Source organism: Mycobacterium sp. E136, assembly GCF_001666865.1.
Lineage (GTDB): Bacteria > Actinomycetota > Actinomycetes > Mycobacteriales > Mycobacteriaceae > Mycobacterium.
Genome location: NZ_LZJE01000372.1, coordinates 16,609 through 36,434, shown reverse-complemented (window position 1 = coordinate 36,434; position 19,826 = coordinate 16,609). Strand labels below are relative to the sequence as shown.

Sequence of the window (19,826 nt, the reverse complement as noted above, 5' to 3'; positions counted from 1 at the left end):
CGTCGCGGGTGACGCAGCGGCTTACGTGGGGTGCGGGTGGTTCGAAGCGCACGACCTCCTCGACGGCCGCGGGCAGCAGTGACCGGTCGGCGACCAGGGCTCGCCGCTGATCGGGGTGATCGGAGAGCAGTTTGCCCGCCCAGCCGATCAGCCGGGTGGTGGTCTCGCTGCCCGCGGTCGCGATCACCTGCAGGTAGAGCAGGAGTACTTCGCGGCCCAGCCGCCGCAGCGTCCCGGTCTCGTCGGTGAACTCGGCGTTCAGCAGTTCGGTCATGATGTCGTCGCCGGGATGCCGGGCGCGCCAGTCGATGTAGTCGGCGAACACCTGGCCGGTGGCGATGGGCCCGTCGGGATTGTCGGTCATCTTGCCGCCGCGTTCGGTGCGGATCGTCGACTCGCCGTGCTCGATCACGTGCTCCTGGTCCGCTTCCGGGATCCCCAGCAGCATCCCGATGACCCGCATGGGCATCTGTGCGCCGAGGTCCTTGACGAAGTCGAAGCGGCCCGCGCCGATCAGGGGGTCCAGGCACCGTGCGGTGAATTGCCGGATCTTGGGTTCGAGCGCGTTGACCTTCCTGGGCGTGAAGATCCGCGACAGCAGCTTGCGGTGGATGTTGTGGATCGGTGGATCCTCGAAGATCAGCGTGCCCGGCGGGATGTCGAGGCCGGCCTTGATGATCTCCAGCACGGCCCCACGCGCCGAACTGAATGTCTCGTGGTCGAGCAGTGCGGCGTCGACGTCGTCGTAGCGGCTCAGCGCATAGAAATCGTGTTCGGCGTTGTAGTACAGCGGCGCGTGCTCGCGGATGCGGGCGAACATAGTGGACGTCCGCCTTCTCTGCGTCCTGCTTGGCGTCGCTGTCCCGGCTGTCCCGCACACCTTCGTCAGCGCTCACCGTCATCGCGTTCCGCCTTTCGCCGGACCTCATTCGAAAGCGGTGACGCAGCGCGCCACCGACTCGTGGACAGTCTGTCAGCGGCCGCTCGAGCCGGGGCTGTTTAGACCTTCCGCTTAAAACGACGCGAGGTGGCCTCGGGTGCGCCGAATCCCGGCTACCAATTCGCCACCAAGATCGGCGGCCCGCGGCTTTGTTTCGAAGTCGAGCGGCGGACATTCGGGGCCGGAGTCCCTGGCCGGTCCGTGCGGGCTCATCGCCGCGCGGTCACCGGCGCCGACCTGCCTCGATGATGGGTGCAGCGGTGCCGGCCTGCGCTCGCCGGGACGGCAGGCGACATTTGAGAACCGGCTCGTTCGAGCGGCGCCGGAGGCGTTGATCTTGTCGCGCCATTCACGAGGATTCTTCAGCGGGCAAAGATTTGCACTGAGGCGGCCGCGAACGTCACCAATAGGTCTGTATTGCCGGGCCATTTTCGTGTAACAATCTCCTATCAAACCCTCTCCACGAGGGTTCTCTTTTGGACGGAGGCGATCATTCCCACGTCACCTTTGCGTATCTCTGCGGGTGTCTGCGTACTCGCTACCGGCTTGCTTTTCGGCGCCGGCGGTGCCATCGCCAGTGCCGACCAAACCGGCTCCGGTGCAGGTGGCGGCTCGACGGGGACCAGCCAGAGCTCCGGTACCACGACGGCTGCCGAGTCCTCCGGCACGACCTCTTCGGTGACCACGGGAAGTTCGACCAGCACCCAGCCGAAGCTCGATCGGCGCTTCCGTCTCCGTCTCCCGGACTTCTCCCGGCTTTCGCCGTCGCGGCACCAGGGTGGGTTCACCCGGCCGACGACCATCTTCCGGGGCGGCGTCGACAGGAACGCCAAGACGGACGCCACGACCGAGAAGTCGAAGAAGGACGCCACGACCGAGGAAACGAAGGCCACGGAGACCGTGCCCGGTGATTCCGAGGGCACGCCCGGCGCCGAGCAGCAGGGCGCGGAGGTCGGCGTTCAGACGCTGACCACCGAGGACCAGACCGCCGGCACCCAAGAACTGTCGACCGAAACCGAAACCGGCACCGACGGCGCCGTCTCAACGGTGCCCGCCGGCGGTTCCGGGACCCAAGCCACCTCGAACTCGACCTCGAATTCCGGGATCGGCTCGGCGGCTTCACAGACCGAGACGACGGCCGGCACCGCTCCTGTGGCGTCCGAAGCCAAGAGCACCGACCCGCTGACCAACGCGTTCGTCACAATCAACGGCGCGATGACGACGTGGTCGCAGTCCCTCGCCGGCCTGCAGACGTCGACCACCCCGGTGCGGGACGCCATCACCTCGCTGCAGACCATGCTGACGACGGTGGTGGGTGCGGTCAGCCAGGTTCCTTCGGACTTCTACGCCATGCTCGGTATCCCGGTGTCGTCCAATCCGCCCCAGTCCCTGATCGGAGGGAGCGGCACGCTCGACGCCCGGAAGGTGAACGCACCGACCGGCGGCCCCTTCGTCGCGCCTCACGCCGTCGAAGCGCCGCACGTCGTGGCTCCCGCCGACGGCTCGCTCTTCGGCACCATGGCTCCACGCCCGGCGCCCGGAAAGGTCACCACCTCCGGCACTGTCCAACCGCTGTCGGTCTCCGGAACGGTGCCGCTGGCACCTGCCGCCGCTCCCGCCAGCGCACGGTCGATCTTCGAGCACGTCATCGAGGCGGTTCTCGTTCCGGCATCGCTGACCGCGTTGGCGGCCATCGCGTTGCCGGGCGTCGGCGCCCTTCTCGTCGTCGCCGCAGCGGGTGTCCGGGTCGGCTACCGTCAGGCGAAAGCCGGTCTGGCCCTGCGCGCCTCGGGTATCGCACGGTTCGCCGGATCCGGTCCGTTGGGCGTCGTCCGTTCGGGATCCATGGTCGCGCTACGTCAGCGCGCCCGCGGGCCGCGCACCAAACGTGCGGTGTGTCCGGAAGCCGAGCGCGCAGCGCGCGGCCTCGAACACGTCGCCTAGCCGTCCGGCTACATCCTCGCCTTGGCGTCGGTCAAGGCGGCGTCGATCTCGGTCCACGTGCGCCGCACGATGTCGGCGACCGGCAGCAACTCCTGGATGCGCGACGACACCTGACCGGTGTTGGCCACGCTGGCGTCCAGATCACCGCCGAAGTAGAGCTCGGTGATCTTGCCGAGTAGCCGCGCGCCCGGTTCGTGAGCCGCGACCCGCGACGCCAGCCCGGTCCGCAGGACGCGCATCGTCGGGTTGCCGGGGACATCGAGCAGCACCGTGCCGGCATCGTCTGCGGTCACGATGGCGTCCTTGAAGTTCGCGTGCACGGCGGATTCGATGCTGGCCAGCATCCGGGTGCCCATCTGCACACCCTCGGCACCGAGCACCAGCGCCGCGGCGGCCGACCGGGCGTCGCACATCCCGCCCGCCGCGATGATCGGCAAGTCGACGTTCTCCGCGACCAGAGGCAGCAGCACCATCGTCGACGCGCCGAGGACCGATTTGAACCCACCGCCCTCGACGCCCTCGACCACCAGCGCGTCGACGCCGGCATCGGCGGCCTTGCGCGCACCCTTGAGCGATCCCACGACGTGCACAACGGTCATGCAGGCGTCGTGCAGTCGCGCGGTGAACAACGCCGGGTCGCCCGCCGAGGTGAAGACGTGACTCACTCCGGCGGCCGCGAGGGTGTCGACGATCGACGGGTCGGCCTTCCAGCCCTGGATCATCAGGTTGGCGGCGACCGGCTTGTCGGTGAGGTCCCGCACCCGGTACAGGTCTGCGCGCCCCTCGTCGGTCAGCGTCTCGATCATGCCCAGGCCGCCTGCCTCGGAGACCGCGGCGGCGAGTTCGGCGCGCGCAATGTAGGTCATCGGCGCCTGCACGACGGGGAAGTCGACGCCGAGCAGTTCCTGGATTCGATTCGCCACGAGGTCATTCTGCGGGCAGGCGTACATGCGGTGAAATCACCCCTGGCCACATTTACATTGAGTGCTCTATCATTTGTCCCACCGAGCCCCTGTGGCAGCGCAGCCCGAGAGGACGCCGATGGCCAAACCGCCCCTGTCGATGAAGCCGACCGGATGGTTCCAGGTCGCGTGGTCGGCGGAGCTTGCGCCCGGTGATGTTCGGCGGATGAAGTACTTCGACCGCGAAATGATCGCGTGGCGAACGACATCCGGCCAAGCGGTGGTGATGGATGCCTACTGCGAGCACCTCGGCGCCCATCTGGGTTACGGCGGGCACGTGGAGGGCGAGGTCATCGAGTGCCCATTCCACGGCTGGCAGTGGAACGCCGAGGGCCGCAACGTCTGCATCCCGTACCAGGACCGCCCGAACCGCGGTCGTCGCATCCGTAGTTACCCCGTCACCGAGCGCAACGACTCCATCTACATCTGGCATGACGTCGAGGGACGCGCGCCCTATTTCGACGCGCCCGACATCTTCGGCGATTTCGGTGACTCCCGCACCGCTGCCGACTATTACCCGCCGATGACCCTCTTCCGCGAGGGGCTCGAGATGCATCCCCAGTACGTCCTGGAGAACGGCGTCGACTTCGCGCACTTCAAGTTCGTGCACAAGACGCCGATCGTTCCGGTGTTCACGCGCCACGACTTCGCCGAGCCGTGGTCCTATGTCGACTTCACGATCACATTCGAAGGTGACGAGAACCAGTCGATCGACGACGTGCAGAGCGGTGTGGAGGCCATCAACGGTGGGCTCGGCATCGCGGTGACGAAGAGTTGGGGCATGGTGGACAACCGGACGATCTCGGCGATCACGCCGGTGGACGACCGCACGTCCGATGTCCGCTTCATGGTCTACATCGGGCGGACCCCCGGACGTGACGACCAACGGGCCGAGGCCAAGGCCACCGAATTCGGTGCCGAGGTCATCCGCCAGTTCGCTCAGGACGTGCACATCTGGGCACACCAGCGGTATTCCGACCCGCCCGCACTGGCCACCGCCGAGTACGAGGGCTTCACCGCCTTGCGCAAGTGGGCCACTCAGTTCTATCCCGACGGCCGCGGCGGCAGTGCCGCTGACCTCGAATCCTCCCGCGCCACAACGTCCTCCGAGAAAGGCCCGACCCGATGATCGCAGAGCCTGCCCGCCCGACACGTGTGTTCCAGGTTGCCACGGGCAATCTCGGAACCGAGATGGTCAAGCGGATCGGCGAGCATCCGGATCTCGAGCTCGTCGGATTGCATTGCTACACACCAGAGAAGGTAGGCCGCGACGCCGGCGAGATCGTGGGCATCGGCCCGATCGGGGTGACGGCCACCGGCACGGTCGAGGAGATCATCGCCGCCAAACCCGATGTGCTGACGTTTCACGGCGTGTTCCCCGACGAGGACCTCTACGTCAAGGTTCTCGAGGCGGGCATCAACATCGTCACCACCGCGGACTGGATCACCGGATGGCACCGCGACACCAACCACCCGCATCCCTCGGGAAAGCCCGTTTCGCAACTTCTCGAAGAGGCCTGCCGCAAGGGCAATTCGACGTTCTACGGGACCGGCATGAACCCCGGCCTCAACCAGATCCTCGGCGTCGTGTGTTCGGCCGATGTCGCCGAGATCGAAAACGTCACCACGATCGAGTCGGTCGACGTGTCGTGTCATCACTCGAAGGACACCTGGATCGAGGTCGGTTACGGCCAGCCCGTGGACGACCCCGCGATCCCCGGCAAGCTGGAGAAGTACACCCGGGTGTTCGCCGACAGCGTGCTGCTGATGGCCGATTGCTTCGACCTCGAACTCGACGAGGTCAAGTTCAGTTACGAATTGGGCGCCTGCACAAAGGATGTGGATCTCGGCTGGTACCAGTTGCCGAAGGGCTCGCTGGGCGGCAACTACATCAAGTATCAGGGCATGGTCGACGGCGTACCGCGGGTGGAGACGCATCTGGAATGGCAGATGACGCCGCACACCGATCCGCACTGGGACATCAAGGGCTGCTACATCACCCAGATCAAGGGTGATCCGTGTGTGTACAACAAGCACATGATCTTCCCGAAGCCCGGCGTGGACCTGTCCAATCCTGAGGCCTTCGCATCCATCGGCATGACGGTGACGGGAATGCCTGCGCTGCAAGCCATCCGGTCGGTGGTGGCCGCGCCGCCGGGCTTGATCACCAGTGCCGACCTGCCGCTGCGCGGGTTCGCCGGTCGGTTCAAGAGGTAGGGCCGTGCCGCAGGCCGCCAACGTCGCGCCGCGTCGCCCGCCCAACGGCAAGCAGGTCCGCGCGGATCGGACCCGCGCGATGGTCATCGGGGAGACGGTGCGCTGTGTCCTCGAGGAGGGCTTCGCGGCGGCGAGCGCCAAGCACATCACCGAACGTGCGGGTGTGACGTGGGGGGTCATCCAGTACCACTTCGGGGATCGCGACGGGCTGTTGATGGCCGTCGTCGACGAGGGTTTCGACCAGCTGGTGGCGTGCCTGCACGGCGTCCAGTCGGCATCGGGAAACTACCACGGTCGCGCGCGCACCGAGCTGGTGATCAACGCCGTCGCCGACGCCTTCCTGAGCCCGACATCCATTGCGGCGCTTGAGATCCTGATCGCAACCCGGACGGGTCGCGCGGACGCGCAGCAACGTCACCTTGCGGAGTTGTTCTCCACGCTGACCCGGCTCGGCCGGTTCGTCGCCGAGGGTCTCGATCGCAAACACGCCGACGCGGTCGGCAACCTGATCTGGACCACGCTGATGGGTGCGATGGTGGCCCGGATGGCGGTCGAGGAACCGATCGACGTCGGCCGTGAGCTACGGGCGTTGACCGACGTCGTCACGGCGTACGTCGAACTTCAGCTGCAAGCCGCCGGGTAGCTCACCGCGGCCGGACGACGATCACCGGCGACGTGGCGGCCTGAGCCACCTTCGATGCGACCGAGCCCAGAACCAGGCTGGAGAAACCGCCCCGGCCCCGGCTGCCCACCACGACCAGCTGAGCGTCCTTCGACGCTTCGACGAGCCGGGTGGCCGGGTCGTCGCTGACGATGCGGCGCTGCACCTGCACGTCCGGATACCGTTCCTGCCAACCCGCAAGGCGCTCGGCGAGGATTCGGTGCCCGCCTTCCTCGTAGCGTTCCCAGTCGCTACCGATCGAGGGGAACGACGCGTCGCTCCACGCGTGCAGGGCGACGAGCGGCACGCCTCGCCTCGAGGCCTCGTCGAACGCCAGCGCGGTGGCCTCTTCGGAGGTCGGCGATCCGTCGACACCGACCAGCACAGGGGCGGTGGCGTCGACGGCGGGAGCCTCGTCGGTGCGCACGATCGCGATCGGCCCGCGTCCGTGATGCAGGAGGCCACTGCTGACCGAACCGAGGAAGGCCCGGCCGAGGACACCGAGGCCGCGGCAACCGGACACCGTCATGTATGCGTCGCGCGATGCGGTGACGAGCGCCGAGGGCGCCGCGGCGTTCACGATCTCGGTCTCGATGGCCGGCAGCTTGTCGCCCGCGGCGGCCTGTACCGTCTTCTGCGCCTGGGCGATGATGTCGCGGCCGTTCGATTCCATCGAATCGATGTAGCTGGCTTCGAGATACGCCACCGGCCAGGTCACCACGACGGGCGGGATCGCATGGAGCAGCCGGATCGGCTGGTCTCGCAGGACGGCTTCGTGGGTTGCCCACCGGATGGCCGCCTCCGAGTCCGGTGATCCGTCGACACCAACAAGAATTCCGCTCGGACCGGCGGCCATGGTCTTCTCCCTTCGCGACACGCGCTTACGGATCCGACGCTAATCCGCGAACCGCGGCGCGGACAGGGCCTTTGGTCCCTGTTCTCCTACGCAGCGTGCGGGGAGTCAGGCTCTAGCCAACTCCGCGTACCGGGTCACATGGAAGTCGGTTGTGCCGAACTCGTACTGCAGCGCGGTCAGCCGCTTGAAGTAGTGGCCGATCGCGAGCTCCTCGGTCATTCCCATGCCGCCGTGCAGCTGTACCGACTGTTGCCCGATGAAGCGCGCGGCCCGGCCCACGGTGGCCTTGGCCGCCGATACCGCGCGTGCCCGCACATCGGGTTCGGCCTCGAGATTGAGCACCGCCAGGTATGCGGCGGACACCGCCTGCTCGAGTTCCATGTACATGTCGACCATGCGGTGCTGTAGCGCCTGAAAAGTTCCGATCGGCTGGCCGAACTGATGCCGCTGTTTGGCGTACTCGACGGTGTCGGCCACGACCTTTCGCATGCAGCCGACCGCTTCCGCGCACACCGCCGCCGCACCTTCGTCACGGGCCTGCTCGAGCGACGGCCACGCCGCATCCTCCTCGCCGAGGAGCGCGTCGGCCGGAAGCCGGAGACCATCGAAGGTCAGATCCGATGCCCGGCGGTCGTCGACGGTGCGGTAGTTATGAGCCGTAACGGCGTCGCCGGCCGAGCCCAGATCGACGATGAACAGCGAGATCCCGTTGGTGGTGCGGGCGCTGACCAGAAGGTGGGTGGCCAGGGGCGCGCTCGCGACGACGATCTTGGATCCGCGAAGGACCCACCCGTCACCGTCGCGTTCGGCGCTCGTCGTCACGTCCGCCCAATTGTGGCCGGAAGCCTCTTCGGACGCCGCGAGCGCGACGATCGCCGACCCTTCCACGATCTGCTCCAACAGAGCCGACGCCGCCTCACCGCCTGCGCGGTGCAACAGGCCGCCCGACACGACCACGGTGTCGACATACGGTTCGACGACCAACGCCTGCCCCAGCGCCTCGGCGATGACCATCACCTCGACCGGCCCGCCGCCGATTCCGCCGATCTCCTCCGGCAGCGCGGCGCCGAGGATCCCTAGCTCGTTGGCGAAGCCTGACCAGATGTCGGGCTGCCATCCGGCACCCGACTTGGCCGCCGCGCGGCTCGACTCGAGGTCGTAGCGGCTCGCCAGGAACTTGTTCAGGCCGTCGCGCAGCAGTTCTTGTTCCTTGCTCAGATTGAAGTCCATATCCAACCCCTCAGAGTCCCAGCGCGGCTTTGGCCAGGATGTTGCGCTGAATCTCGTTGCTGCCGGCGTAGATCGAGCCGGCCCGGTCGTTGAAGTAGCGCAACGGTGCGACGGCTTGCCAGGGCTCACCGCTGAGATAGCCGTCCGAGGGCGGCTCGAACTCCGCGATCGGGCCGCCGGGGCAGGTGGCGTGCGGCTGGTACACCCGGCCCCGCGGGCCGGCCGCTTCCATCGCGAGTTCGGTGATGGCCTGGCTCAATTCGGTCGCCAGCACCTTGAGCATCGACGAGGCCGCGCCGGGGTTCTTACCCTCGGCCACCGTCGCCAGCACCCGGTACTCGAGGATCTCGAGCACCTCGGTGCGGATCCGGGCGTCGGCGAGCTTGCGGGCGAAGGCCGGGTCGTCGATCAGTCGGCCCCCGCCGGGTCCGGGTTGGCTCGCCGCGACCGTCGCGATCTCCTGCGCCATCACCTGTAGTCCCGGCGACGACGCACCGCCGCCGCGCTCGAACTCCAGCAGGTACTTCGCGACCGTCCACCCGTCGTCGATCTTTCCCAGGACGTTCGACTTGGGCACCCGCACCTCGTCGAAGAAGACCTGGTTTTGAACCTCTTCTCCGGATGTCATCACCAGCGGCCGAATCTCGATCCCGGGGGAGGACATGTCGATGAGCACGAACGTGATTCCCTGCTGCTTCTTCTGCGTTCTCGACGTGCGCACCAGTGCGAACATCCAGTTGGCTTCGCGGGCGTGCGTCGTCCAGATCTTGCTACCCGTGCAGACCAGGTCGTCCCCGTCGTCGACGGCCGCCATCGACAGCGCCGCCAGATCGGACCCTGCCTCGGGTTCGGAGTAACCCTGACAGAAGAAGACCTCGCCGGTGAGGATGCGCGGTAGGAAGAAGTCCTTCTGTGCATCGGTGCCGAATTTGATCAGGGCATGGGCGACCATGCGGATGCCCATCGGCGACAGCGACGGCGCACCGGCGAGCGTGGATTCCCGGCTGAAGATGTAGTGCTGGGTCAGGCTCCACTCGCAGCCGCCGTGCTCGACCGGCCAGGCCGGCGCGGCCCAACCCCGTTCGTGCAGGATCCGCTGCCATTCCATGCTCGCGTCGTGATCGGCGTACACGCTGGTCATGAGGCGTCCGGCGCGGCGCAGCTCCGGCGTCAGCTTCTCGTCGAGGAAGCTGCGCACCTCGTCACGAAACGCCGCGTCGGCGGGCGACCATTTGAGGTCCATCGTCGATCCCCTGTCTCTTGACGATCTACACAGTAAACCTAGTTCACTATGTGCCCGTGTGGGGGCGCTCAAGTGAACGGCCGCTCCGCGCGGAAATTGTGGAACGGGCAGGCTGCGGCGACGGCATAATTGAATTCGTGGAGCGACGACGAGATGGTCAGGTTCCCAAATCGCCGACGGCTGTTCTCGAAGAGCTGCCGGCCGTCGTGGTGCTCGACCGCCTGCCGGTACCGGTATTGGCGATCGCGGAAGACGGTTCGATCGTGTTCGCCAATGAGGCATTCGCCGCCATGGTGGGTTACACCGCCGATGCCGTCAGCGAGTTGCAGTTCCACCAGATCTTCCACACCCTGCCCGCCGACGAGTCCGCGGTCTCGGTGATGCGCGCGCACGAGGAACTCGTCGTCGAACTCCTGCACAGGGACGGCTCGATCGTGCGGGCCCGGATGAGCAAATCGGCCTTACGCCGCGGCAGTGATCCGGTCGCCCTCGCCACTTTCCAGGATCTGACCGAGCAGCTCTGGGTGGACGAACTCTAGGCGTCGCCCGGATCGGGTGCCGACCGGCGCAATGCCTCTCGCGCCAGGTACTGCTGGAAATAGCTCAGCGACTCCTCGGTCGCGATGGCCGGCAGCAGGACCTCCCATATCCGGCCGAGGCGTTCCAACACGTCGGTGCCGGACGAGGCTGAGCTGGAAAGCAGTTCGGCCCCCGTCATCGCTCCGACAACCGTTTCGGCGACCGCGATGGGATTGAGGTCGGGGCGTACATCGCCCTCCTCGATCGCCGCCGTCACGGTCGTCGCTATCTCGTCGAGCCAGCGGCCGAATATGCGGCTGGTCGCCTCGCTGAATTCGCCGAACGTCCGACGCAGCTGGGTGGCGCTCCTGGCGGTGCTGTCGGTGGAGAGTAGGTCGGCGACGACGAAACAGCCGTGGATGACCCGTTCGAGTGCGGGCGCCGAGGATTGACTGATCTTCTCGAAGGTCTCGAACAGGGTGGCGCTGCCCTCGTCGATGATCGCGGCGGCGAGCGCCTCTTTGGAGTCGAAGTGGTAATACAGCGCGCCCTTGGTCATCTCGGCGCGTTCGATGATGTCGCCGAGGCTGGTCGCGGGATAACCGATCTCGTTGAACAACTCCACCGCGGCGTCGATGATTCGTCGCCGCGTCGCTTCAGATCGTGCTTGGCGCACCATGGCCGGTACCTCCGGATGCTGCGACGGCCTCGACCGGGTGGAGTTGGCCTGGTCGCAGGATCATAGATCAATCCAAGGGAGTTGCAGTTTTGATGGCGACGCCCGTGCGCCGCTTGACGAACTCGGCGAGGTACGCGATGCGGTCCGCGGTCGTCAGGCCGGGTAGAAGCAGCATCCAGGCGGACTGCAGGTCGCGCAGGAAGCGCTCGGGGTCGTCGAGATCGCTGGTCTGCCGCAGGCCCATGTACATCGACACCAGCAGGCGGGCGATCGCCTCGGCGTCGTCGTGATCGCGGATGTCGCCCTCGGTGACCGCCCTGCTGATGACCCTCGCGTAACCCTCGACCCACCTGGTGAGCGTCACCGGTTGAAGGCCGTCGGTACGACCGATGGACTCCAGCAGGTTCAGTCCCGCCCTGGCCACTTCGCTTCCGATGTCGTCGACCGCGATTCGGAACGACAGATCGATCAGCGTCTCCAAGCCGGACAGCCTGCGCGCCAGCACCTCATCGACCGATGAGCGCGCTTCCTCCATACGAAGTTCCACGATCGCGGACGCCAACGCGTGCTTGGAGCGGAAGTGAAAGTACATCGCCCCCTTGGTCACCGCCGCGTCGGCGAGGATGTCGTCGAGGTTCACCCGGCTGTACGAGCTGCGGGCGAACAGACGCGACGCCGCACGCAGGATCTGCAGTCGCGTTGAGTCCGACCGCCGGTCGACGTGCTCGGACGATGGGGGAACGCTGTTCAGCGGAAGCCTCGTTTGCCTGGAGTTGTCCTACCCTGCGATTGTTCCATCCGTTACCCCGGTTCGACGAATACCGTGCAGTTAGCTGAGCGTGTCAACGCGGTCGGCTGACCGTTTTACTGGAGCGCGTGGTTCCTCCGCAATTCTTTCGGCTGACATCGCTGAAATTCCGCACTTCGGATTGTTGTGTCCGACACGTCAAACTTTAAGTCATAGTTAGGCCCCCGTAACATCCAAAAAGTATGTAAAGTACGCGACGTGATGACTTTCGGTTCGTGGCTAAATCTGTCGCCACTCGCCGGTCTCACTGCGCCCCAGGCCCCCCGCCGCCACCGCAGCCGCGTCTGCGCAAGCTTGCTGGAGTTGCTACCCATCGCGTTGCCATTGCCCGTACAGGCAAACCCCTCGCTCTTGTCTTCGGGCAATGGCAGCTTTCCGCGGGCCGCTGAATCGTTGCGTTATAACGAGGATTGCGCGGCTTCATAACCCCGTACTGCACGTCGAAGCGACCTTGGAGAAGTTAACGGTGGAGTGGGACGACGAAGTCGACGTGGTATGTGCCGGCGCCGGTGCGGCCGGCCTGGCGCATGCGATCGCGCTCGGAGATCTCGGCGGCGAGGTGTTCCTCGCCGACTGGGGCATCGCGGAGTCAAATTGGCTCGGAACGGATTCGGCCGATCCGTGCACCCGGCGTTTCTTCGCCGAGATGACCTCTGATCTGGGTTCACCGCGTCGGCAGTCGCACGATCTCGGCGTGCCGATCCGAACCGTGCCCGCGCACCGGCCCGCCGAGACCGGCCGCACCGTCGCGCCGTTCGTCGGAGCGCGTCTGCGCGAATGGGCGGCGCAGTGCCTGGCGACGCCGTTCGGCTACCTCTCGACGCGGCTGCCGGATTGGAGCGCGACGACGGTACAGGCGTCGGACGGCGAAATCCTGGAGGTTCTCGAGATCGGGGCGGTGAGCGCCGATTCCGCCGACCTCGCCGGCTCAGTGTTCGACTTGCTCAGCGAGGGCGTCGCCACCCGCGGCATGGAGGTGCGCGCCGATCACGCGCTGCAGCGCCTGGTGTTCGAGGAAGGCGTCGCGGTGGGCGCGGTGTTCGTGACACCCGCCGGTCCGGTGGCGGTCCGGGCCCGGCACGGCGTCACGGTGACGAGCGGGGCCGCCCAGCTTCCGCACTCGGATCGGCGCGCGGAGTCAGGTGACATCCTGCGGGTGTGCCTGGTCGGGCAGCGCGCCAGCCGGTTCGGCAGGGTGGAGGTGCTCACCTCTGAACCGCTCGCGCTGTCGGGCTCGACGTGCCATGCGCGTGGCCGCCGCTTACACACCAACCTCCGCGAGACCTACCGTCATTCAGGCTCGTGGCGTTGCGGCAAACTGCACGGGTATCCGTCCCTGGGCGAATAGCGCCTGCATCTCCGCGCCCGGCACCGGGCGCGACAACAGGAACCCCTGGGCGCGATGGCATCCGTGCTCGAGCAGGGTGCGGGCGGCGCGCTCGGTTTCGACGCCCTCGGCGACGAGTTGCAAACCGAATGCCTCGGCGAGCGCGATGATGGCGCGCACGATGGCGAGGTCGCCGGGGTCCACGCCCAACTCCCTGACGAAACCCTTGTCGATCTTCAGCGTGTCGACGGGTAGCGACTTCAGGTGCGACAGCACGCTGTAGCCGGTACCGAAATCGTCGATGGCGACTTGTACGCCGACCTGCTTGAGGCCCGCCAGCGTCTTGCGGGTGGTTTCGATGTCCTGCACCACCACGCTCTCGGTGATCTCCAGGCACACCGACCCGCCGTCGAGTCCGAACTCCTCGATCGTTTCCGCGACCGACTCCACGAAGCCGTCGCTGACCAGTTGCACCGGCGAGACGTTGATCCGCAGGACCGCGTCGCGGCCGACACCGTGCGCGCGCCACTGCGCGAACTCGCGGCACGCCGTGCGCATCACCCACCGTCCCAATTCGCCCGCCAGGTTGATGGATTCGGCCACTCCGATGAACGAACCGGGCGCGAGCAGCCCGCGGGTCGGATGCTCCCAGCGGACCAGCGCCTCCGCGGCGAGGATCTCGCCGGTATGCATGTTGACTTCGGGCTGGTAGTGCAGGAGAAGTGCACCCGCTTCGATGACACCGTGCAGGTGCAGCTCGATGTCGTTGCGGAAGTCGGAGTCCAGCGACATCTGGTCGGTGAAGACGGCGACCTCGTTGCCGCCGGAGGCCTTGGCCGTCAACACCGCCTGGTCGGCGCGCCGCAGCAGGTCCGACGTGTTGTCGCGGCCCGGATCACCCAGTGCCACCCCGATGCTGACGGTGCGGGTGAGCTTCTCGCCGTCGACGGGCACCCGCTCGTTCAGCGACGACTGCAGCCGATACGCCAGGGCCTCGGCGGCCTCGACGTCCGTCGGCCCCGGTGGCACCACCACGAACTCGTCGCCCCCGAGTCGTGCCAGGAAGGTGCCGTTGTCGGCGCACTGGCGCAGCCGCTCGGCCAGAACGCGGATGAACCAGTCACCCGCGGTGTGGCCGAGGTAGTCGTTGATGGCCTTGAGCCGGTCCAGATCGAAGAACAACACCGAGACCGGTCCCGGTTGTCCGTCCCGCAGACGCTCGTCGAGGTGGGCCAGCAACGCCCGCCGGTTGCACAGACCTGTCAGGTCGTCGTGTTCGGCCAGGTAGCGGAGCCGGTCCTCGGCCTCGACCCGGGCTTGAACCTGGGCGAACAGTGAGGCGATCGCCTTGAGGGCGTTGAGTTCCTCCGGCGTCCAGTCGCGGTCGCCGAACTTGACGAACCCGAGCACCCCGGAGGTGACGTCGCCCGAGAGCATCGGCACACAAGCCATCGAGGTGGACGGCACCTGCCTGCCCTCGGCGATGGTCTGCTGGTACTCCTCGGTCGAGGGTTCCGGGCGGAACACGATCGGTTCCTTCTGATGCTCGCACCGCGCGAACACCGGATCCGCGTCGGCGAAGTACACGACCGCCAACGGGTCCGGATCGGGGATGCCCGGCCGCATCGGCCACTCCGCGACCAGCACCGAGGCGCGAATCCGGTGGTCGTTGTGGCGCAGGAAGCTGACGTCCACGCCGAAGTACGCGACGAGATCGGCCAGAACCTGCCGGCTCACCTCGACCGACGTGGCCGCGTTCACGCCCATCAGCCGCGTGGCGACCGAGGTGACGAGATTCTCGAGGCTGCTGGGCACTAACCCTCCCTTGCACCGTCGGTGTTGCGATGACGGTGGTGATTGCGGCGCCGACTTCGGACCGACGCGCGGGGTGCGTAGGTGAACCTGAGGATCAGCGCCTGCGACTCCGCCGGACCGGTGCCTGCGAGTTGCTGAAAATCATATTGCAGCTTGCCGAGGTCGTCGGCGAAAGAGGGGGAGACCAGCCGTCGGTCCTGCGCATCGAGCGCGTACAGGAACGGCGGTGAAACCGGTTGGACGGCAAGGCCGTGCTGCTGGGCCCGGATCCACACCGACTCGACGGCCGCCCCGGCGCGCGCGTAGTCGACGAGCCGGCGCCCTGGCACCGAGACGACCGCCAGGCCCGCGCAGCCGCGGATCCGTCGCGCCGTGTCGTCGCCGAGAGCCTGTCCGCCGTCCCATGCCCTCAGGTGGTCCATCACCTCCGCGCGGCACAACACGTCGAGCATCACCAGATCCGCGGGGGCGAGTTCGAGGGTGCGCACGTCGATGCCGGAATCCAGCGATGGCGCATCGGGCCACCGCAGCTCGTCGAACATCTCGGCGTGCAGGCGCGGGGTCAGGTACCGGATCCGGTCGGCGGCGGCGAGTATCGCGGCGGCCGACTCGAGGTCGTCCCGGTCGGTCATGATGCGCAGGCGGGCACCTTCGGCAGCCGCTGCGGCGTCCAGGTTTTTGATGGTGTCGTCGGGAATCGTCGCCGCGCTGCCGAGACGACGGTTGGTCTCGCGCGCCAGCATGGCTTCGTACAGCGACGCGAGATCGGGATCGTCACCCGGTGTGAGCTGAACCGTCGCGGTCAACGGCGAGGCCTCGTCGCCGGCGCAGTAGTCGACCCGCGTGCTCATGTGATGTGCGGCGGCGGCCACGCGCGCGTTGAAGGCGGCCGCCCCGACGGCGACGGCACTGCCCCGCAGCCCGACGTCCATCGTCGTGGTCGATTCCGGGTCCAGCCGGACGGTCGCCGATCCGGGGGCCACCTCGATCCGCCACGGTTGGGCGTTGCCACCGGACGGCGCGCGTTGAGCGGCGGCCGCGATGGCGTCCGTCGCTTCCCCCGGTGCCGTGTCCATCGGCGGGTCGCCGACCGGATGTTCGCCAACCGCCGCGACCGGGGTCGTGAGGCGCTCGAAGACCTCGCCGACGTCCAGCCGCGCCCGCCCCGACGGCAGCCGCTCGCCGAGCCCGATCCGCCGGACCGCCTCGGCGACGACACTCGCGTTCAGCGCCACCTCGGACGTCAGCTGCGGCCACGTCGACAAGGTCTGCCCCACTTCGATCAGCGACGCCGCCATGCGGGCGGAGACCTGGCTGGCGTCGACCAGGCGCAGCGAATACGGCAGCTTGTCGGCGCTGCTGAGGTTCGCCAGCCCCGCGGCGTCGAGGTCGCCGACCAGACCGTGCAGGATCGGGCGCCCCGGCTCGAGATCGAACCGCTCCACATCGAGCAGCGCGCGGTCACTGGTCGCCATGAGCACGGGGACGCCGTGTTGGCGTGCAACCTCGCGCACCAGCAGCTTGGCGTCCAGGGAGTCGCATTCTTCGATGACGACGTCCAGGCCGTCGACGAAGTCGTGCACGGTCTGCTCCGTGACGCCCGAGACATCGACCTGCACGGGTAGATACGGGTCGAGCTCGGCGATTCTCCTGGCGCACACGATCGCCTTGTTCACTCCGATGTCGAGCACCGTGGCGGGCACTCGGTTCAGGTTCGTCAGATCCATGTCATCGAAGTCGCTCAGCCGCAGGCCTCCGCACAGTCCCTGGGCCGCGAGTGTGTAGGCGATGGTGTGCCCGACGCTCAACCCGACGACGCCGACCTTCAAACCGTTCAGCCTTTTCAGCTCGGCAGGGGTGATGAGGTTCCGGTTGCGATCGAGCCGCACGCGACGAAAGCCCTTGGGCCCGAGGATGCTGACCGCGGTCCGCCGCCATGGGAAGTAAGCCCAGCGAATCGGCTCAGCCAGAACGTCTTCCGGCGGTGATGGTCGGATCTCGCGCAGCACCTGTTGCTGTTGTACTGCGGTGTCGGTGAATACGATGCCCGGTTCTGAATGCAGTTCGGCGAGGAGGGGGTCGTCGTCGGCCAGAACTATTGCATTGCACCAATTCGAATCGCCGTTTCCCGGTATCACCGCTCCGTCCCGGTCGCGGCTGATATCCCAGCCGCATTCCCGACGCGCGGCGCAAGCCTTTGTTGTTCAGCGAAGTACAGCGAAAGCTGTTTCGGATCGGCGTGTTTGGCGAATGTCGCACGATCCCACCACGCCAGGCGCGTTTCATAACGTTCGTCGGGGTAGGGCGTCGGCGGAATCTTCATCGCCAGAATTCCGCCGGATGAAAGCCAGCGCTTGAGAACGTAGGACGCCGCAGTCGCGACGATGAATTGAATGTCGAGAAGCCCCATCGCGTGCAGCGGGGTCCTGGAGATCGCGTAGGTGAGCTGGCGGTTGCGATCGGGATCGTCGGTCACCCATGCGGTTTTCATCTCCACGACGCCGAATGGTAGACGGTCGCTGATCATCTTCCGCACCGCGTCGAAACCCGGTTGACCGCTCCACTCCTGCAGGGCATGGGCCTCGTCGGGGGACTGGTAGGGGCCCTTCGCGCGCAGGCCGCCGACCACCTTGCCCGACCGGTCGACGCAGGCCGCGAACAAGATGGTGTCCGCGCCGGAATGCAACGCCTCCATGTCGAGCGCTTTCGCCACACCGTGCTTGGTGTAACTGCGCGTGGCCCCGGCGACGAAGTCTCGCCACAACTCGGGTTCGACTGCGGGGTGCGCAAATGTGATCGTGCAGTCCGTCTCGGGATCCCAGAAACTTGGAGTCTCCCGCAAACTGGCGGCGACTTCGGGGGTGGGTTGGAAATGGGCAACGGTCATGGTCGTCCGTTCATCGGGCAGTTTCCACCGGTCTGGTCGCTGCTGATCACATGTGGGATTTCCCACATCCATCTGAGTATCTCGCCGAGAGCTGTTTTATTACCAGGAAGCGCGGTGATCTTGTTGTGAAAAGGTCTGTTGTCGAAGCGAAAAGATACGCCCGAGAACTGCTCGCCCGGTTGCCAGCTAATTGGCGAACCGCGCATTGGCGGACCGCTCCGGAATGGAATACACGTCAGCGGATTCGGTGCCGAAGTGCGGTTTCACATGCGCCGCCGACCGCCGAGTGACACCCTTTAGGGGTGGACGGGGAGTATCCCAGTCTGGGCGCCGGAGACCTACCCGTGAGGGATATGGGCAGGTTGCTGCTGCGCTGCGTGGACCGTCCGGGGCTGGTGGCGGCCGTCAGCGCGTTCCTCGCCGAAGCCGGCGCGAACATCGTCTCGCTCGATCAGCATGCGACCGAACAGTCGGGCGGCACGTTCATGCAGCGCACCATCTTTCACCTGCCCGGCTTGACCGCCGCGCGCGACTCGCTCGAGAGTGAGTTCGCTGAGCGAGTGGCAGTACCTTTCGGTATGGATTTTCGGCTCACCGAGGCCGCGAAGCCCAAACGCGTGGCGATCATGGCGTCGAAGGAAGATCACTGCCTTCTCGACCTGCTGTGGCGCAACCGCCGCGGTGAGCTCGACATGTCGGTGGCCATGGTGATCGCGAACCATCCCGACCTCGCGGATCAGGTCCGGCCGTTCTCCGTTCCGTTCATTCACGTACCGGCCAGTAGGGATATCCGCGACGAGGCCGAGCGGCGCCAGCTCGAGTTGCTGAGGGGCAACGTCGACCTCGTCGTGCTCGCACGCTACATGCAGATCCTCACGCCGCGGTTCATCGAGGAGCTGGGATGCCCGTTGATCAACATCCACCATTCGTTCGTGCCGGCTTTCATCGGCGCGGCACCGTACCGACGGGCCAAGGAGCGCGGCGTCAAGCTGGTCGGCGCGACGGCGCACTACGTGACCGACGACCTCGACGAGGGCCCGATCATCGAACAGGATGTCGTGCGGGTGGACCATCGGCACAGCGTGGAGGATCTGATCCGCCTCGGATCGGATGTGGAACGCGTTGTTCTGTCCCGAGCGGTGCTGTGGCACTGTGAGGATCGCATCATCCGATTCGGCAATCAGACCGTCGTCTTTTAGCCGGGTCCCGCAGCCGGTACGAAGGAGAAGTAGTGAAGAAGTTCAGCGACCTCGACGAGTTCATCGCGGCCGAGGGCGACCAGCTCGGTCCCACGGAATGGCTCGAAGTCACCCAGGACCGCGTCAACCTGTTCGCCGACGCGACCGAGGATCATCAGTGGATCCACGTCGATCCGGAGAAGGCCGCGAACGGGCCGTTCGGCGGGACCATCGCTCACGGCCTGTTGACGCTGTCGCTGCTTCCGCACTTCTCGCATCAGCTCTACACCGTCGGCAACGTGACGATGGCGATCAACTACGGCTACAACAAGGTTCGTTTCATCACGCCGGTGAAGGTCGGTGCCAAGATCCGCGCGAGGGGCGAACTGACCAAGATCGACCAGCTCGACGGCGCCGTGCAGTCGACAATGACCACGACCATCGAGATCGAGGGCTCGGAGAAGCCGGCCGCGGTCGCGGAGTCGATCGTCCGGTTCATCCGGTAGGGATTTTTTCTCGCGAGCAGACGTGAACCTGCCCATTTTCTCGCGAAATTGGGC

Annotated in this window: 18 protein-coding genes; 8 read left to right on the top strand and 10 right to left on the bottom strand. The window is 66.5% G+C overall.

Annotated elements, in window-relative coordinates; genetic code table 11:
- Positions 1-820 (bottom strand): cytochrome P450 family protein (locus A5698_RS25525; RefSeq protein WP_231967533.1); only part of this gene is annotated, 820 nt, incomplete at its 3' end.
- A 798-nt stretch (positions 821-1,618) separates the two neighbouring features.
- Between A5698_RS25525 and A5698_RS25520 the strand changes: the two genes are divergently transcribed.
- Positions 1,619-2,884, top strand: a complete 1,266-nt coding sequence (locus A5698_RS25520; protein ID WP_156670891.1) for a hypothetical protein — start codon at positions 1,619-1,621, stop codon at positions 2,882-2,884.
- 8 nt (positions 2,885-2,892) lie between these two features.
- Here A5698_RS25520 and A5698_RS25515 read toward each other — a convergent pair whose 3' ends face one another.
- Positions 2,893-3,834, bottom strand: coding sequence for an NAD(P)H-dependent flavin oxidoreductase (locus A5698_RS25515; RefSeq protein ID WP_197506892.1), 942 nt, complete (start codon positions 3,832-3,834; stop codon positions 2,893-2,895).
- Positions 3,835-3,925: 91 nt separating this feature from the next.
- Between A5698_RS25515 and A5698_RS25510 the strand changes: the two genes are divergently transcribed.
- The 3 genes from A5698_RS25510 to A5698_RS25500 are packed head-to-tail and all read left to right on the top strand — an operon-like array spanning position 3,926 to position 6,706.
- Positions 3,926-4,975 (top strand): Rieske 2Fe-2S domain-containing protein, encoded by a 1,050-nt coding sequence (locus tag A5698_RS25510; protein ID WP_068302769.1) that lies wholly within the window; start codon positions 3,926-3,928, stop codon positions 4,973-4,975.
- Positions 4,972-6,063 carry an NAD(P)H-dependent amine dehydrogenase family protein gene (locus A5698_RS25505; RefSeq protein ID WP_068302764.1) on the top strand — a complete coding sequence of 364 codons (1,092 nt, stop codon included), beginning with the start codon at positions 4,972-4,974 and terminating at the stop codon, positions 6,061-6,063. The genes A5698_RS25510 and A5698_RS25505 overlap by 4 nt, the downstream gene beginning before the upstream one ends.
- Positions 6,064-6,067: 4 nt before the next feature.
- On the top strand, positions 6,068-6,706 hold the full coding sequence (locus tag A5698_RS25500) for a TetR/AcrR family transcriptional regulator (protein WP_068302760.1): 639 nt from the start codon (positions 6,068-6,070) through the stop codon (positions 6,704-6,706).
- A gap of 1 nt (position 6,707) precedes the next feature.
- On the opposite strand, the gene A5698_RS25495 is transcribed toward A5698_RS25500, so the two are convergent.
- From A5698_RS25495 to A5698_RS25485, 3 genes are all read right to left on the bottom strand, one after another.
- Positions 6,708-7,580, bottom strand: a complete 873-nt coding sequence (locus A5698_RS25495; RefSeq protein WP_068302755.1) for a universal stress protein — start codon at positions 7,578-7,580, stop codon at positions 6,708-6,710.
- A 105-nt stretch (positions 7,581-7,685) separates the two neighbouring features.
- On the bottom strand, positions 7,686-8,810 hold the full coding sequence (locus A5698_RS25490) for an acyl-CoA dehydrogenase family protein (protein ID WP_068302752.1): 1,125 nt from the start codon (positions 8,808-8,810) through the stop codon (positions 7,686-7,688).
- Positions 8,811-8,820: 10 nt separating this feature from the next.
- Positions 8,821-10,053 carry an acyl-CoA dehydrogenase family protein gene (locus tag A5698_RS25485; protein ID WP_068302745.1) on the bottom strand — a complete coding sequence of 411 codons (1,233 nt, stop codon included), beginning with the start codon at positions 10,051-10,053 and terminating at the stop codon, positions 8,821-8,823.
- Between the two features lie 137 nt (positions 10,054-10,190).
- On the opposite strand from A5698_RS25485, the gene A5698_RS25480 reads away from it, so the two are divergent.
- A complete protein-coding gene (locus A5698_RS25480) occupies positions 10,191-10,592 on the top strand; it encodes a PAS domain S-box protein (RefSeq protein WP_068302738.1) in 402 nt (133 codons plus the stop codon).
- On the opposite strand, the gene A5698_RS25475 is transcribed toward A5698_RS25480, so the two are convergent.
- Positions 10,589-11,251, bottom strand: a complete 663-nt coding sequence (locus A5698_RS25475; protein ID WP_068302732.1) for a ScbR family autoregulator-binding transcription factor — start codon at positions 11,249-11,251, stop codon at positions 10,589-10,591. The genes A5698_RS25480 and A5698_RS25475 overlap by 4 nt on opposite strands.
- 67 nt (positions 11,252-11,318) lie before the next feature.
- On the bottom strand, positions 11,319-12,002 hold the full coding sequence (locus tag A5698_RS25470; protein ID WP_068302730.1) for a TetR family transcriptional regulator: 684 nt from the start codon (positions 12,000-12,002) through the stop codon (positions 11,319-11,321).
- A gap of 523 nt (positions 12,003-12,525) precedes the next feature.
- Here A5698_RS25470 and A5698_RS25465 point away from each other — a divergent pair.
- Positions 12,526-13,407, top strand: coding sequence for an FAD-dependent oxidoreductase (locus tag A5698_RS25465; RefSeq protein WP_068302727.1), 882 nt, complete (start codon positions 12,526-12,528; stop codon positions 13,405-13,407).
- On the opposite strand, the gene A5698_RS25460 is transcribed toward A5698_RS25465, so the two are convergent.
- Genes A5698_RS25460 through A5698_RS25450 form a run of 3 tightly spaced genes read right to left on the bottom strand, consistent with a single transcriptional unit; the run spans position 13,354 to position 18,088 of the window.
- Positions 13,354-15,153 carry a putative bifunctional diguanylate cyclase/phosphodiesterase gene (locus A5698_RS25460; protein ID WP_068302779.1) on the bottom strand — a complete coding sequence of 600 codons (1,800 nt, stop codon included), beginning with the start codon at positions 15,151-15,153 and terminating at the stop codon, positions 13,354-13,356. The two genes, A5698_RS25465 and A5698_RS25460, sit on opposite strands and share 54 nt — an antisense overlap.
- Positions 15,154-15,200: 47 nt before the next feature.
- A complete protein-coding gene (locus A5698_RS25455; protein WP_068302725.1) occupies positions 15,201-17,339 on the bottom strand; it encodes an Rv1355c family protein in 2,139 nt (712 codons plus the stop codon).
- Positions 17,336-18,088 carry a hypothetical protein gene (locus A5698_RS25450; RefSeq protein WP_068302718.1) on the bottom strand — a complete coding sequence of 251 codons (753 nt, stop codon included), beginning with the start codon at positions 18,086-18,088 and terminating at the stop codon, positions 17,336-17,338. The genes A5698_RS25455 and A5698_RS25450 overlap by 4 nt, the downstream gene beginning before the upstream one ends.
- A gap of 353 nt (positions 18,089-18,441) precedes the next feature.
- On the opposite strand from A5698_RS25450, the gene purU reads away from it, so the two are divergent.
- Both purU and A5698_RS25440 read left to right on the top strand, forming a co-directional pair.
- Entirely contained in the window at positions 18,442-19,287 is an 846-nt protein-coding gene (gene purU / locus A5698_RS25445; protein WP_068302715.1) for a formyltetrahydrofolate deformylase, read from the top strand.
- Between the two features lie 32 nt (positions 19,288-19,319).
- On the top strand, positions 19,320-19,772 hold the full coding sequence (locus A5698_RS25440; protein ID WP_067092342.1) for a MaoC family dehydratase: 453 nt from the start codon (positions 19,320-19,322) through the stop codon (positions 19,770-19,772).
- Positions 19,773-19,826: the final 54 nt, after the last annotated feature.

Excerpts from the sequence above, each read along its gene's own strand:
- A5698_RS25515 (WP_197506892.1), bottom strand. The coding sequence starts at position 3,834 with ATGTACGCCTGCCCGCAGAATGACCTCGTGGCGAATCGAATCCAGGAA.
- A5698_RS25510 (WP_068302769.1), top strand. The coding sequence starts at position 3,926 with ATGGCCAAACCGCCCCTGTCGATGAAGCCGACCGGATGGTTCCAGGTC.
- A5698_RS25505 (WP_068302764.1), top strand. The coding sequence starts at position 4,972 with ATGATCGCAGAGCCTGCCCGCCCGACACGTGTGTTCCAGGTTGCCACG.
- A5698_RS25495 (WP_068302755.1), bottom strand. The coding sequence starts at position 7,580 with ATGGCCGCCGGTCCGAGCGGAATTCTTGTTGGTGTCGACGGATCACCG.
- A5698_RS25490 (WP_068302752.1), bottom strand. The coding sequence starts at position 8,810 with ATGGACTTCAATCTGAGCAAGGAACAAGAACTGCTGCGCGACGGCCTG.
- A5698_RS25485 (WP_068302745.1), bottom strand. The coding sequence starts at position 10,053 with ATGGACCTCAAATGGTCGCCCGCCGACGCGGCGTTTCGTGACGAGGTG.
- A5698_RS25475 (WP_068302732.1), bottom strand. The coding sequence starts at position 11,251 with ATGGTGCGCCAAGCACGATCTGAAGCGACGCGGCGACGAATCATCGAC.
- A5698_RS25460 (WP_068302779.1), bottom strand. The coding sequence starts at position 15,153 with ATGGGCGTGAACGCGGCCACGTCGGTCGAGGTGAGCCGGCAGGTTCTG.
- A5698_RS25450 (WP_068302718.1), bottom strand. The coding sequence starts at position 18,088 with ATGACCGTTGCCCATTTCCAACCCACCCCCGAAGTCGCCGCCAGTTTG.
- purU (WP_068302715.1), top strand. The coding sequence starts at position 18,442 with ATGGGCAGGTTGCTGCTGCGCTGCGTGGACCGTCCGGGGCTGGTGGCG.